Annotated in this window: 14 protein-coding genes; 2 read left to right on the plus strand and 12 right to left on the minus strand. The window is 58.3% G+C overall.

The window, feature by feature from the left end; all coding sequences use genetic code 11:
- Window positions 1-4: 4 nt before the first annotated feature.
- From lipA to EQV93_RS03005, 12 genes are all read right to left on the minus strand, one after another.
- Complete coding sequence (lipA, locus tag EQV93_RS02950) at window positions 5-1045, minus strand: lipoyl synthase (protein ID WP_122783222.1); 1041 nt, start codon at window positions 1043-1045, stop codon at window positions 5-7.
- A 1-nt stretch (window position 1046) separates the two neighbouring features.
- Complete coding sequence (gene lipB / locus EQV93_RS02955; protein ID WP_122783223.1) at window positions 1047-1700, minus strand: lipoyl(octanoyl) transferase LipB; 654 nt, start codon at window positions 1698-1700, stop codon at window positions 1047-1049.
- Entirely contained in the window at window positions 1700-1975 is a 276-nt protein-coding gene (locus tag EQV93_RS02960) for a DUF493 domain-containing protein (protein ID WP_122783224.1), read from the minus strand. Before EQV93_RS02960 ends, lipB begins: the two co-directional genes overlap by 1 nt.
- A 79-nt stretch (window positions 1976-2054) precedes the next feature.
- Window positions 2055-3212, minus strand: a complete 1158-nt coding sequence (locus EQV93_RS02965) for a D-alanyl-D-alanine carboxypeptidase family protein (RefSeq protein ID WP_122783225.1) — start codon at window positions 3210-3212, stop codon at window positions 2055-2057.
- 173 nt (window positions 3213-3385) lie between these two features.
- The gene (locus EQV93_RS02970) at window positions 3386-4378 is read right to left on the minus strand and encodes a septal ring lytic transglycosylase RlpA family protein (protein WP_240890841.1); all 993 of its coding nucleotides are present in this window, start codon (window positions 4376-4378) and stop codon (window positions 3386-3388) included.
- Window positions 4378-5388, minus strand: a complete 1011-nt coding sequence (mltB, locus tag EQV93_RS02975; protein WP_122783227.1) for a lytic murein transglycosylase B — start codon at window positions 5386-5388, stop codon at window positions 4378-4380. Before mltB ends, EQV93_RS02970 begins: the two co-directional genes overlap by 1 nt.
- A gap of 17 nt (window positions 5389-5405) precedes the next feature.
- The gene (gene rodA / locus EQV93_RS02980) at window positions 5406-6509 is read right to left on the minus strand and encodes a rod shape-determining protein RodA (RefSeq protein WP_167654249.1); all 1104 of its coding nucleotides are present in this window, start codon (window positions 6507-6509) and stop codon (window positions 5406-5408) included.
- A gap of 31 nt (window positions 6510-6540) precedes the next feature.
- The gene (gene mrdA / locus EQV93_RS02985) at window positions 6541-8436 is read right to left on the minus strand and encodes a penicillin-binding protein 2 (protein ID WP_122783229.1); all 1896 of its coding nucleotides are present in this window, start codon (window positions 8434-8436) and stop codon (window positions 6541-6543) included.
- 12 nt (window positions 8437-8448) lie between these two features.
- Window positions 8449-8916, minus strand: a complete 468-nt coding sequence (rlmH, locus tag EQV93_RS02990; RefSeq protein ID WP_003444191.1) for a 23S rRNA (pseudouridine(1915)-N(3))-methyltransferase RlmH — start codon at window positions 8914-8916, stop codon at window positions 8449-8451.
- Between the two features lie 9 nt (window positions 8917-8925).
- Window positions 8926-9420: a ribosome silencing factor gene (gene rsfS / locus EQV93_RS02995; protein WP_122783230.1), complete on the minus strand. Its 495-nt coding sequence runs from the start codon at window positions 9418-9420 to the stop codon at window positions 8926-8928.
- 69 nt (window positions 9421-9489) lie between these two features.
- Entirely contained in the window at window positions 9490-10116 is a 627-nt protein-coding gene (gene nadD / locus EQV93_RS03000) for a nicotinate-nucleotide adenylyltransferase (RefSeq protein ID WP_167654250.1), read from the minus strand.
- Window positions 10117-10180: 64 nt separating this feature from the next.
- Window positions 10181-11452, minus strand: a complete 1272-nt coding sequence (locus EQV93_RS03005) for a glutamate-5-semialdehyde dehydrogenase (protein WP_122783232.1) — start codon at window positions 11450-11452, stop codon at window positions 10181-10183.
- 176 nt (window positions 11453-11628) lie between these two features.
- Between EQV93_RS03005 and EQV93_RS03010 the strand changes: the two genes are divergently transcribed.
- A complete protein-coding gene (locus tag EQV93_RS03010) occupies window positions 11629-12333 on the plus strand; it encodes a DNA-3-methyladenine glycosylase (RefSeq protein WP_122783246.1) in 705 nt (234 codons plus the stop codon).
- 230 nt (window positions 12334-12563) lie between these two features.
- The gene (locus EQV93_RS03015; RefSeq protein ID WP_122783233.1) at window positions 12564-13880 is read left to right on the plus strand and encodes a bifunctional DedA family/phosphatase PAP2 family protein; all 1317 of its coding nucleotides are present in this window, start codon (window positions 12564-12566) and stop codon (window positions 13878-13880) included.
- Window positions 13881-13897: the final 17 nt, after the last annotated feature.

Genomic DNA, 13897 nt, shown 5'->3' on the forward strand with positions numbered 1-13897 from the left:
CGTATCAGGCACCTACCAGCATGTTTTTGACCAGTTTGGCCTGCTCATCGGCGTGGTAAGAAGAACGTACCAGCGGGCCCGACGCTACGTTTTTGAAGCCCATTTTGTAGCCTTCTTCGGCAAACCAGGCAAAGGTGTCCGGGTGCACAAAACGTTGAACCGGCAAGTGGCTGCGCGACGGTTGCAGGTATTGACCCAGTGTCAGCATGTCGATGTCGTGTTCACGCATGCGCTTCATCACTTCAATGACTTCTTCGTCTGTCTCGCCCAGGCCCAGCATCAAGCCGGATTTGGTCGGGATATGCGGCATCATTTGCTTGAAGCGCTGCAACAACGTCAGCGACCACTGGTAGTCGGAACCCGGACGCGCAGCCTTGTACAGACGCGGAACGGTTTCGAGGTTGTGGTTGAATACGTCAGGTGGCTCGGCAGCGGTGATTTCCAGCGCTACATCCATACGGCCGCGGTAATCCGGCACCAGCGTTTCGAGCAGCACGTTCGGCGACAGTTTGCGAATTTCACGAATGCAGTCAGCAAAGTGCTGAGCACCGCCATCACGCAGATCGTCTCGGTCCACCGAGGTGATCACCACGTACTTCAAGCCCAGGTCAGCAATGGCAATCGCCAGGCTTTCTGGCTCGTTGACGTCCAAAGGCTTGGGACGACCGTGGCCCACGTCGCAGAACGGGCAACGACGGGTGCAGATGTCACCCATGATCATGAACGTCGCCGTACCGCCCGAGAAGCACTCGCCCAGGTTCGGGCAGGAGGCCTCTTCGCACACGCTGTGCAGCTTGTGCTTACGCAGCAAGGCCTTGATACGGTCGACCTCAGGCGAAACCGGAATGCGCACACGAATCCAGTCCGGCTTCTTCGGCAGTTCTGTCGTCGGGATGATTTTTACCGGGATACGCGCAACCTTCTCGGCACCGCGCAATTTGACGCCGGTCTCAACCTTGGAACGGGCCTCGTTCGCACGGGCCACACGTTCGGAGATATCCAGCGTAGGGATCAGGGTTTGAACAGCGTCTTGCGCAGTAGTCATATCAATCGATTCCGCCCGTAAGGGTCGTCTGCTCAGCATAGTCGAGGTGTTTGACGAGTTGCGCACGCAGCCTCGCAACGACCTCGGCAAATTGAATCGGCCCTGCACGGTCACGCAACTGGGTCATCGCCAGCCCCGCGTAGCCACAGGGGTTAATCCGTCGAAACGGTTCCAGGTCCATGTCCACATTCAGGGCCAGACCATGGAAAGAGCAGCCATTGCGAATCCGCAGGCCCAAGGAGGCAATCTTGTCGCCCTCCACGTACACACCCGGAGCATCAGCCTTGGCCGCCGCACTCACGCCATAGCTGGCGAGCAGGTCAATCAGGCAAATTTCCATCCGGCTGACCAGCTCTCGCACACCAAAGCCCAAACGGCGTACATCCAGCAACAGGTAAGCCACAAGTTGGCCAGGGCCATGATACGTCACCTGACCACCGCGGTCCGACTTGACGACCGGAATATCGCCCGGCAACAACAGGTGTTCGGCCTTGCCTGCCTGACCTTGGGTAAACACCGGCGGATGCTGCACCAGCCAGACTTCGTCTTGCGTGTCCGGCTTGAGCTTGCGCTCGTCGGTGAACCGCTGCATCGCTTGCCAGGTCGGCTCATAGTCAGCCAGGCCCAGCTCGCGAAACCCCAAGACCTGCGACATCACAGCACCATGTGCACGAAGCCGGTGGCACGCAATTCGCTGTTGATGTTGTAAAGCTGGTCTTGATCAGTCGCAACAATGTGCAACTGGATCGTGGTGTATTTGCCGTTGGTGCTCTGGCGTTCGTCCACACGCTCATCGTTGACCGTCGCGTGCTTTCGCATGATTTCGATGATTTTGTCCTTGTTGCCCACACCCGTGTCGCTGATGACCTTAACCGGATAATCAGTCACTGGGAATTCGATCTTTGGCGCCTTTACTTCGGTATCGCTCATGGCGTATTGGCCTCGTAAGCCGAGAACTACAGAGATAACCCCGCGCCGTGTCAGCGCGAGGTCATACAGGTGGCTGTAATCAGTTGAACAGCCCATAGAAGAATAGACGGATGCTATCCCACACGCGTCGGAAAATACCACCTTCCTCAACGGGTTCAAGGGCGATCAGGTCTGCACTGTGCACAACCTTGTCGTCCAGTTTGACTTCTACCTTGCCGATCACGTCACCTTTGGCAATTGGTGCCATCAGTTGCGGGTTCATGGTCATGCTGGCAGCCAGTTTTTTCAATTGGCCTTTAGGCATGGTCATGGTCAAGTCTTCTGCCAAACCGGCTTTGACCTGATTAGTCGTACCTTTCCAGACAGGTGCCTGAGCCAGCTCAACACCCTTCTGGTAGAAGGTCTGGGTTTCGAAGAAACGGAAACCGTAGGTCAGCAGCTTTTGTGTTTCGGCAGCACGAGCCACTTCGCTGTTGGTGCCGAACACCACAGCAATCAGGCGTTGGCCATCACGAACAGCCGAGGACACCATGCAGTAACCGGCTTCGTCAGTGTGACCCGTTTTCAGACCGTCTACGGTCTTGTCACGCCACAGCAACAGGTTGCGGTTAGGCTGCTTGATACCGTTCCAGAAGAACTCTTTCTGCGAGTAGATCGCGTAATGAGTCGGGTCTTCGTGAATGATTGCCCGCGCCAGCAACGCCATGTCGTGTGCCGACGAATAGTGCTCTGGGTTTGGCAGGCCGGTCGGGTTCATGAAGTGGCTGTTGCTCATGCCCAGTTCGCCAGCGGTTTTGTTCATCATGTCGGCGAAGGCGTCTTCGCTGCCGGCGATGTGCTCGGACAGCGCAACGCTGGCGTCGTTACCCGACTGGATGATGATGCCGTGCAACAGGTCGCTGACCGACACTTGAGTGCCGACCTTGATGAACATCCGCGAACCGCCGGTACGCCAAGCGTTTTCGCTGACCGTTACCGGGTCGTTTTCGCCGATCTGACCGCGACGGATTTCCAGTGTCGCTATATAGGCTGTCATCAGCTTGGTCAGGCTGGCCGGTGGCAGGCGCTGGTCGCCGTTGTTCTCAACCAGTACGTTACCGCTGCTGGCATCCATCAAAACGTAGGCTTTGGCTGCAAGCTGGGGTGCTGAAGGCATCATCTCGACGGCCCAGGCAGCAGGCGTGATGATCAGCGGGACAAGCAGACACAGGCGTTTGGCAAAGGTGGTGATGTTCATCCGTCTCTCGAAATTGTTAATAAAACTTACCCTCACGGGCAAACCGGGTGTGGCAGCCGTTTGACAGGCTGTCGCGTGTTCAGTTGCAGGTCAGCCGTTTAAAGGCTTTTTATTTTAGAGCCTGCCAACTGCGTCGAGCCTTCACGCATGAATGCCCGACGCTTTAATCAGTGTTACTGATCTGTCACAACGCTCGGCTGGCCCAGGTTGGCCAATCGCACGCTGTTTTGTGTCTGCTGCACTTCATTGACCGAACCGATCGGCCCCATGCGAACGCGGTGCAAGGTTTGCTGGTTACGCACCACCGAGCTTATGAACACCGGGGCGCTGACCATGCCACTGAGCTTGGAGCGAAGCAACTCTGCCGCGTCAGGATTGGCGAATGCACCCACTTGCAAGTAGGTGCCCTGCCCTTTCTGGGCGGTCTGTAACGGAATCACATCCGTAGCGTGCTGCTGTGCGGGCGGTGTCCATTGCTCGACCTTGCCGGTATTGACCGTCGGCCCCGGTGCGGACTGGGCCACTTTTGGCTCGTTGAGCATCAAAGGCGCCGGCTGCCCACGTTGGGCCCACCAGGCTTGCGGGTCAATGCCTTCAACCTTGACCCGGGCAGTCCCGGTCTCGGCGTAGCCCAGCTTCTTGGCGGCGGCGTATGACAGGTCAATGATGCGGTCCGAATAAAACGGGCCACGGTCGTTTACCCGCAGAATCACGGCTTTGCCGTTGTCCAGGTTGGTCACTTTGACATAGCTGGGCAGTGGCAGGGTTTTGTGTGCGGCACTCATGCCGTACAGGTCGTACACCTCGCCATTGGCCGTGTTTTGACCGTGAAACTTGGTGCCGTACCAGGACGCGGTGCCCGAGGCCACGTAAGTTTTGGACTCTTGCATCGGGAAATAGGTCTTGCCCAGCACGGTATACGGGTTGGCCTTGTAGGCCCCGGTGTGCAGGGTCGGGGTGGCATCCGGGATACGCGAAACATCGACGTCCCACCACGGCGCGCCATCTTTGTGCGCACGGTTGATGTCCAGCCCCGGTTTGGCAGCAACGGCCACGGTAGTCTTTTGCGGGGTGCCAGGGCGGCTGCTGGAGCAGCTCACCACCACCAGCGCAATCGATGCGCAGGCTACGAGTTTCAAAGGTGTGCGGATCGCTAAAAACGGCATTACTTGTTGCCCCGGGCTTGAACCAGCAGGTCGGACAGTTGGTGCACTGCCATGGCGTACATCACGCTACGGTTATAGCGCGTGATGGCATAAAAGTTCTTCAGGCCCATCCAGTATTCAGGGCCATTGGCGCCTTCCAGACGGAACGCCGTGACGGGCATTTCGTCACGCAGCGCATCATGACTCGACCAGCCCAGCGCTCGCAACTCCCCGACGGTTTTGATCGGCTCGATTCCCTGGGTCAAACCTTCGTCTGCGCGATCACCCTGCACCTGAGCGCGGGCCACGACGGGCTCACCGGCGACCCAGCCATGACGCTTGAAGTAGCTGGCGACACTGCCAATGGCATCGTCCGGATTGCTCCAGATATTGATGTGGCCATCGTTGTCGAAATCCACGGCGTAGGCGCGAAAACTGCTGGGCATGAATTGCGGCAAGCCCATGGCTCCGGCGTATGAGCCCTTGAGGGTCAACGGGTCGACCTGCTCTTCACGGCTCAGCAGCAGGAACTCACGCAATTCCTTGCGGAAAAACTCGGCGCGCGGCGGATAGTCAAAGCCCAACGTCGACAGGGCATCAATCACTCGGTAATTACCGGTGTTGCGGCCATAAAAGGTTTCAACACCAATGATCGACACGATCACTTGCGCAGGCACCCCATATTCCTGCTCGGCGCGAGCCAGCACAGCTTCATGTTCACGCCAGAAATCCACACCCCTGGCCACGCGGGCGTCGGAAATAAAGATAGGACGGTACTCTTTCCATTGCTTGACGCGTTCTGCCGGGCGCGAAATGGCATCGAGGATGCTCTGCTTGCGATTCGCCTCACGGAACACTGCCATCAGCTGCTCGCCGGCAAAGCCGTAATCGCGGGTCATTTCGCCGACGAACTCTGCCACTTGGGGCGAGCCTTCATAGTCGCCGGCTACCGCGCTTTGCGCTGCCCCGAACAGGCCAACAAAGCCCATCCATGGCGCAAATCGAGCGGCCCAGCCGCGCATTACTTGCATTGAATAATTCACCTTAATCAAACTTGTGCGATCCATTTGCGATGTGTGTGGATCGACATCAAAACCCCGAACGCTGACAGCAGCGTCACGAGCGAAGTACCGCCGTAACTGATAAACGGCAAGGGCACACCCACCACCGGCAACAAGCCACTGACCATACCGATGTTGACGAAGACATACACAAAAAAGGTCATCGTCAGGCTGCCTGCCAGCAATTTGCCAAACAGGGTCTGCGCCTGGGCGGTGATCACCAGGCCGCGACCAATCAACAACAGGTAGATCAGCAGCAGCGCGCAAATACCGACCAGACCGAACTCTTCACCCATCACCGCAATAATGAAGTCAGTGTGGCTTTCAGGCAAAAAGTCCAGATGCGACTGTGTACCCAGTAGCCAACCCTTGCCAAACACCCCGCCCGAACCGATCGCAGCCTTGGACTGAATAATGTTCCAGCCAGTGCCCAGCGGATCGCTTTCAGGGTCGAGAAAGGTCAATACGCGCTGTTTCTGGTAGTCGTGCATGATGAAATACCACATGGCCACGGCCACGGGCACGGCAGCAGCCAGCACGCTGATAATCCAGCGCCAGCGCAAGCCCCCCATAAACAGCACGAATGCACCGCCGGCCAGCACCAGCAGTGCGGTGCCAAGGTCTGGCTGGCGAACGATCAGGCCAAAGGGAATGCCGATAAGCAATAAACTCACGGCAACGTGCTTGAGCTGCGGCGGTAACGTGCGTTTGGACAAATACCAGGCAATGGTTGCCGGCATCAGAATCTTCATGAATTCCGACGGCTGGAAGCGAATAACCCCTGGAATGTTAATCCAGCGCGTCGCACCCATGGCGTTGTGGCCCATGACATCCACCACCACCAGCAGCAATACGCCCATCAGATAACCGATGGGCACCCAGCGCGCCATGAAACGCGGCTCCAGTTGGGCGATGATAAACATCGACACCAGCCCGATACCGAATGAGGTTGCCTGTTTGGCCAGCAAATCCCAGCTTTTGCCGCTGGCTGAATACAGCACGAACAAACTGCCTGCCGCCAGGGTCAGGAGCAGAATCAGCAAAGGGCCATCAATGTGCAAACGCTGAAGCAGCGTGGCACGCCGACGCATCACATCCTCGCTGGAGAGGATGCGGTCAAAATTACTCATCATTGCCCGTAACCTCTGTCTTCAAAGGACCGGCGTACTCAGGTTTGAGCTTGCCATCGGCGTCCAGCAGCCAGGCATCCATAACCTTGCGCACAACGGGCGATGCCACCCGGCTGCCGGCTTCGCCGTTTTCAATCATCACCGAGACGGCAATCTGCGGGTTGTTGGCTGGCGCAAAGCCAACGAACAACGCGTGGTCGCGGTGACGCTCCTGTACTTTGGAGCGATCGTATTTCTCACCCTGCTTGATCGCCACTACCTGCGCCGTACCGCTCTTGCCCGCAATCAAATATTGCGCACCCACGCCCGCTACCCGGGCCGTACCGCGGGCACCATGCACTACCTGCTGCATGCCGTGGTTGACCTTGGCCCAGTTGGACGGGTCTCGCAGCACAATATCGGGCATCGGGTTCGGATCAACCGGCGGTACACCCTCAATGGTTTTGGCCAGATGCGGACGTATCCATTTGCCCTTGCTGGCGATCAACGCGGTGGCCTGAGCCAGTTGCAACGGGGTGGACTGCATATAGCCCTGGCCAATCCCCAAAATCAGGGTTTCGCCCGGGAACCAGGCTTGGCGTCGGGTGGCACGCTTCCAGTCACGGGACGGCATCAGCCCTGCCGACTCTTCGAACATGTCGAGGGAGACTTTTTGACCAATGCCGAATTGGTTCATGTACGAGGACAGACGATCTATCCCCAGCTTGTGCGCCAGGTCATAGAAGTAGGTGTCGTTGGAACGCATGATCGCCGTGTCCAGATCGACATAACCATCGCCTGTGCGGTTCCAGTTACGGTACTTGTGATCATAATTGGGCAACTGGTAATAACCGGGGTCGTAGACCCGTGACCCGGCGGTGATTACGCCACTGTCCAGACCGGCAATAGCCACCGCTGGCTTGATGGTCGAACCCGGCGGGTACAGACCACGCAGAATGCGGTTGAACAGTGGTCGATCAATCGAATCGCGCAACTCGGCATACGCCTTGAAGCTGATGCCGGTCACAAACAGATTGGGGTCAAAACTGGGTTGGCTGACCATCGCCAGCACTTCACCGGTCATCGGGTTCAGTGCTACCACCGCGCCTCGGCGCCCTGCCAGTGCTTCCTCGGCCGCCTCTTGCAGCTTGATATCAAGGCTAAGCACGATGTCTTTGCCCGGGATCGGATCGGTGCGTTTAAGCACCCGCAACACCCGGCCCCTTGCATTGGTTTCGACTTCTTCGTAACCCACCTGACCATGCAACTCGGCTTCGTAAAAACGCTCGATACCGGTTTTGCCGATGTGATGGGTGCCGCTGTAATTCACCGGATCGAGGGTTTTAAGCTCTTTCTCGTTGATTCGCCCCATATAGCCCACAGAATGCGCAAAGTGCGCGCCCTGCGGGTAATGGCGAACCAATTGCGCCACCACCTCAACCCCGGGCAAGCGGAACTGATTCACAGCGATGCGGGCGATTTGCTCTTCATTGAGCTCAAACAGAATGGGCACCGGCTCAAACGGCCGCCGCCCCTGCTTCATGCGCTTTTCGAAGAGAGCACGGTCATCCGGGGTGAGTTCCAGCACCTGAACGATGGTGTCGAGCACTTGGGACCAATCACCGGAACGTTCGCGCGTCATGCTCAGGCTGAAGCTGGGACGGTTGTCCGCGATCACCACACCATTGCGGTCGAAGATCAGACCCCGTGTCGGTGGGATCGGCTGAACGTGCACCCGGTTATTTTCTGACAGCGTCGAGTGATACTCGTACTGCACCACTTGCAGAAAATACAGACGTGCGATCAGCACACAAATCAGTGCCACCACCACGCATGCGCCGACCACGACACGTCGGCGCACAAGGCGGGCGTCTTTCTCGTGATCTTTTAGGCGAATCGGCTGAGACATTCGGGACGCTGACTATTTGTGATAAGGGTGCCCGGACAACACCGTCCAGGCGCGATACAACTGCTCACCAATCAGAATCCGTACTAACGGGTGCGGCAACGTCAGCGGCGACAGCGACCAGCGCTGATCGGCGCGGGCGCAGACTTCCGGCGCCAGCCCTTCGGGGCCGCCCACCATGAAGTTCACCGTGCGCGAGTCCAGGCGCCAGCGGTCGAGCTCGACCGCCAGCTGCTCAGTGCTCCAGGGCTTACCGTGCACCTCAAGGGTGACGATCCGCTCGCCCGGGCCGACCTTGGCCAGCATGGCCTCGCCTTCCTGACGGATAAAACGGGCCACGTCAGCATTCTTGCCACGGGTATTGAGCGGTATTTCCACCAGTTCAAGGGCCAGCTCGGATGGCAGACGCTTGGCATATTCATGCCAGCCTTCTTCCACCCACTTGGGCATACGCGAACCGACAGCAATCAGGCGCAGGCGCACAACGAACCCTTACTCTTGGTCTTTGTTGAGCTTGGCGAAATGCTCATGGGTGTTTTCCGGGCTGTGGTGAGCAGCGCTTTCAGCACGGCTCTGTGCAGCACCGGCCCACAGGCGTTCCAGGTCGTAGAACTGACGGGCGCTGGCGGTCATCATGTGCACGATCACGTCGTCCATGTCCAACAGTACCCAATCGCTGTCGCCCTTGCCTTCTTCACCCAATGGCTTGATGCCCAAGGCTTTGACGGCTTCACGGACCTTGTCCAGCATCGCGCCGATCTGACGGTTCGAAGTACCGGTGGCGATGATCATGAAGTCAGTGATGCTGTGCTTGTCACGTACGTCGATGATCTGAATGTCCTGGCCCTTTACGTCTTCCAGCGCGGCGACTGCAACCTTGACCAGCGCGTCGCCTTTCAGAGGCTCGGCAGAGAAGGTTTTTTCTGGCAGTGGAGCGCTTTTGAAGGTGCCTTTACGCTTTACTTTGCTTACATCTTTGTCAGTCATATAAAACTCGTTTTGCTCGTATGTTCGGGGGGTTCATTACACGTTAGATCGTGCTATGAACCACGCCTTTCAGTTCGACGCACGGTAAAGCCCGTGCGCATCGATATAGGCCAGGACCGCGTCGGGCACCAGGTAACGTACCGACTTACCGCTGGCCAGCAGTTGACGGATCTGGGTGGCGGATACCGCGAGCGGTGTCTGCCAGACGAATGCAATCTGTCCGCTCGACCCTTTCAGGGCCAGCGGGTCGCTTACCGAGCGCGCTGCCAGCAGGTTGCGCAAGGCATCCGGCGGTTCGCTGTCGGCATCCGGGCGCTGTAGCACCAGGATATGGCAATGCTGGAGCAACTCTTCCCAGCGATGCCACGTGGGCAGGCCGCAAAAAGCGTCCCAGCCCAGCAATAAAAACAACTGGTCATCAGCAGCCAGCTCGGCCCGCATCAGTTCCAGGGTGTCAATAGTGTAGGACGGCGTGTCCCGATGCAGCTCCCGAGGGTCTACCTTCAGCGTAGGCACTCCGGCAACCGCACACTCAACCATCGCCAGACGATCGAGCGCCGACACTCTTGGCGTATCTCGATGGGGCGGCCTGGCATTGGGGATCAGACGCAGCTCATCGAGCGTCATCATTTCCGCCACTTCAAGCGCACCGCGCAAATGGCCGATGTGCACCGGGTCGAAGGTGCCGCCCAGCATACCAATGCGCAACGGTGCCGCTTCGATGACCGGTTCTGCCGCTATCGGGATAAGGTCGACCAAGTCAGACTGGCTCCTGACCGCGTAACTGGCCGTCACCGACCACAATGTACTTCTCGCAGGTCAGACCCTCGAGACCTACCGGACCGCGGGCGTGCAGCTTATCAGTAGAAATGCCAATCTCGGCACCCAATCCGTATTCAAATCCATCGGCAAAGCAGGTTGGCGTGTTGAGCATCACCGAACTGGAGTCGACTTCAGCCATAAAACGCCGGGCGTCGCCCTGATGCTCGGTCACAATCGAGTCCGTGTGATGGGAACCATAGTGATTGATATGCTCAATCGCTTGATCCAGCCCATCGACCACGCGAATCGACAAAATCGCGTCCAGGTACTCGGTGTGCCAGTCTTCTTCGGTGGCGGGTTTCACGTCAATAAGCGCCTGGGTGCGCTCACAACCGCGCAATTCGACACCTTTAGCACGGAACTGCTCAGCCATTGCAGGCAAAAACTGCGCCGCGACTGACTGGTCCACCAGCAAGGTTTCCATCGCGCCGCAAATGCCATAACGGTAGGTTTTGGCGTTGAACGCGATGCGCTGCGCCTTCACCAGATCGGCCTGAGCACTCACGTACACATGGCAAATGCCGTCCAGATGCTTGATGACCGGCACCTTGGCGTCACGGCTGACGCGCTCGATCAAGCCTTTACCGCCACGGGGCACGATGACATCCACGTACTCGGGCATGGTGATCAACGCCCCAACAGCAGCGCGGTCGGTAACTTCAACCACTTGCACCACCGCCGGCGGCAGCCCGGCCTCGGCCAGACCTCGCTGGATACAGGCAGCAATCGCCCGGTTGGAGTGAATGGCCTCAGAGCCACCGCGCAGAATCGTCGCGTTGCCTGATTTAAGGCACAGACTGGCGGCATCAATGGTCACGTTCGGACGCGACTCATAAATGATACCGACCACCCCCAGCGGCACGCGCATTTTGCCGACCTGAATCCCCGAAGGGCGGTAACTCATGTCGCGAATGGCCCCTACCGGGTCCGGCAAACTGGCCACCTGGCGCAAACCGACGATCATGCCGTCGATACGCGCCGGGGTCAGCGCCAGACGCTCCAGCATGGCGGGCTCAAGACCATTGGCCCGGCCAGCGGCCAGATCCAGCTCATTGGCAGCCGTCAGTTCGGGTCGCGCGGCATCCAGTGCGGCAGCCGCCGCCATCAAGGCACGGTTTTTTTGCCCGGTACTGGCACGGCCAATCACTCGGGAAGCTTCACGAGCAGCGCGACCCAAGCGGGTCATGTAGTCAAGAACGGACTCAGTCATGGTCTCAAGGGTCTTGGCAGGGAGGAAAGCGGCCGATTATAGCTGTCGCGTAGCCTCAATCACAGCAGTGGCTGGCGGATGGTCGAAATGGGCTGCGAATTCAGCGTGTTCAGCAAGGATTAAGCATGAGTTGCTATGATCTGCGCTTTTTCAGCCATTCACTGACCGCCCTGAACATGCCCATCGTGCTGCCGGACTCATTTTTTGACCGTGACGCCCAGTTACTGGCGCGCGAACTGCTGGGCAAAGTGATTCGTCATCGGGTCGACGGCCTGTGGCTCAGCGCCCGCATCATAGAAACCGAGGCTTATTACTGCGCTGAAAAAGGCAGCCACGCCTCGCTGGGCTACACCGAAAAGCGCAAAGCACTGTTTATGGATGGCGGGCACATCTACATGTACTACGCGCGCGGAGGTGATTCGCTGAACTTCAGCGCTCACGGGCCGGGTAATGCCGTGCTGATCAAATCGGCTTATCCGTGGCTGGATGAGCTGTCCGGCCCGGCCAGCCTGGCCCGGATGCAACTGAACAATCCCGATGCCCAAGGCAACCCGCGCCCCGCGCAAAAGCTCTGTGCAGGGCAAACACTGCTGTGCAAGGCACTTGGGCTGAAAGTCCGCGAATGGGATGCAAAATGTTTCGACCCAGAACGTTTATGGGTCGATGACGTCGGAGCAAAACCGGCGCAGATCATTCAGACCACACGGCTAGGTATCCCTCACGGGCGAGACGAACACCTGATGTACCGCTTTGTTGACGCTGACTACGCTGCGTACTGCACGCGTAATCCGTTGCGCCGCGGGCAAGTTGAAGGGCGCGATTATTTGGTCGTTGAACCGCTGCCCTCACCCCAACCCTCTCCCGGAGGGAGAGGGAGCTGAGCGGAGGCGTAATACATATTTGCTTTCGCCTTTAGTCCCTTCGCCCTCAGGGAGAGTGGGCTGATCGGCGGCGTAACACATATTTGCTTTCACCTTTAGTCCCTTCGCCCTCAGGGAGAGGGAGCTGAGCGGAGGCGTAATACATATTTGCTTTCGCCTTTAGTCCCCTCTCCCTCTGGGAGAGGGTTAGGGTGAGGGGCTTTTGATCCAATACAAATAAGGACATGAACATGGGCCCATGGCTCGACAGCATCACCGGCTGGCTCACCGCGAACCCACAATGGCTGGGCCTGGCGGTATTTATTGTGGCGTGCGTGGAATGCCTGGCAATTGCCGGGATCATTGTTCCCGGCACGGTCTTGCTATTCGCCATTGCCGTCATGGCCGGCAGCGGGGCACTGTCTTTAGGCGAAACCCTGCTATTGGGCTTCCTCGGCGGCTTGCTCGGCGATGCGGTGTCTTACTTCCTGGGCAGACGCTTCCACCAGAACATCCGGCGCTTGCCACTGCTGCGCACCCACCCCGAGTGGATGAACGGTGCCGAGAGCTACTTCCATAAGTACGGCATCGTCAGCCTGTTGGTGGGCCGTTTTATTGGCCCGCTGCGGCCTATGCTGCCCATGGTCGCCGGCATGTGTGACATGCCCATCCCTCGTTTTATCGGCGTCAGCTTGCTGGCAGGCGCAGGGTGGTCCGTGGCTTATCTGCTGCCGGGCTGGGCCACCGGCGCGGCCATTCGCCTGCCACTGCCCGAAGGCTTCTGGCCGCAAGCTGCCATCGTTGCTGTAGGCCTGTGCGCACTGCTGGGGCTAAGCATCAATGCCAGCATTCGCCGCCAACCCAAAGCCACGCTGCTGATTGGCGCATTAAGCCTGACCTTGCTACTGGCTGTATTCATTGGCTACCCGTACATGACGGCGTTCGATCAGGGCATCAACGCGCTGGTGCAAGAGCATCGAAGCAGCGCCATGGACACCGCTGCGGTACTGGTGACACTAATCGGTAACTTCCGCACGCAATTTCTAGCAGCCGCGCTGGTATGTGTGATTTTGATGTTCACCCGGCAATGGAGAGCGATGTGGTTTTTTGGTGGGGTGACACTGGTGACCGCGCTGACCAACACCGCCACCAAGCTCTTCTTTGCGCGGGTGCGCCCCGAAGTGCTGATAGATCCCTTAACCAGTTACAGCATGCCAAGCGGGCACAGCTCGGGAGCCTTTGCATTTTTTGTCGCGCTGGCCATTCTGGCAGGACGTAATCAGCCGCAACGCATGCGCGTGACCTGGGTGCTATTGGGATGCTTGATGGCGATCACGATTGCGATGTCCCGAGTGTACCTAGGTGCACACTGGCCGACCGACATCACTGCCGGAGCGCTACTGGCCATCACCGTCAACGCCTTCGCATTGGCCCTGAGCCAGCGGTTTATGCCGCTGGAGCCCGTCCCGCAAAAAATCTGGTGGCTGATCTTGCCGTCAGTGACCGCGCTCTACGGCTTTTTTATACTGGGGCACCTGTCCAAAGAACTGCTGCGTTACGCCTATTAACGTGCTGCAAGGCGCTC

The organism is Pseudomonas sp. TMW22091, from assembly GCF_022496705.1.
In the GTDB taxonomy this organism is placed as follows: domain Bacteria; phylum Pseudomonadota; class Gammaproteobacteria; order Pseudomonadales; family Pseudomonadaceae; genus Aquipseudomonas; species Aquipseudomonas saxonica.

Coding starts and splice junctions, on each gene's coding strand:
- lipA (WP_122783222.1), bottom strand. CDS start 1,045: ATGACTACTGCGCAAGACGCTGTTCAAACCCTGATCCCTACGCTGGAT.
- EQV93_RS02960 (WP_122783224.1), bottom strand. CDS start 1,975: ATGAGCGATACCGAAGTAAAGGCGCCAAAGATCGAATTCCCAGTGACT.
- EQV93_RS03010 (WP_122783246.1), top strand. CDS start 11,629: ATGCCCATCGTGCTGCCGGACTCATTTTTTGACCGTGACGCCCAGTTA.
- mltB (WP_122783227.1), bottom strand. CDS start 5,388: ATGCAAGTAATGCGCGGCTGGGCCGCTCGATTTGCGCCATGGATGGGC.
- EQV93_RS02965 (WP_122783225.1), bottom strand. CDS start 3,212: ATGAACATCACCACCTTTGCCAAACGCCTGTGTCTGCTTGTCCCGCTG.
- lipB (WP_122783223.1), bottom strand. CDS start 1,700: ATGTCGCAGGTCTTGGGGTTTCGCGAGCTGGGCCTGGCTGACTATGAG.
- EQV93_RS02970 (WP_240890841.1), bottom strand. CDS start 4,378: ATGCCGTTTTTAGCGATCCGCACACCTTTGAAACTCGTAGCCTGCGCA.
- rodA (WP_167654249.1), bottom strand. CDS start 6,509: ATGCGTCGGCGTGCCACGCTGCTTCAGCGTTTGCACATTGATGGCCCT.
- EQV93_RS03015 (WP_122783233.1), top strand. CDS start 12,564: ATGGGCCCATGGCTCGACAGCATCACCGGCTGGCTCACCGCGAACCCA.
- nadD (WP_167654250.1), bottom strand. CDS start 10,116: ATGCTGGGCGGCACCTTCGACCCGGTGCACATCGGCCATTTGCGCGGT.
- rsfS (WP_122783230.1), bottom strand. CDS start 9,420: ATGACTGACAAAGATGTAAGCAAAGTAAAGCGTAAAGGCACCTTCAAA.
- mrdA (WP_122783229.1), bottom strand. CDS start 8,436: ATGTCTCAGCCGATTCGCCTAAAAGATCACGAGAAAGACGCCCGCCTT.
- EQV93_RS03005 (WP_122783232.1), bottom strand. CDS start 11,452: ATGACTGAGTCCGTTCTTGACTACATGACCCGCTTGGGTCGCGCTGCT.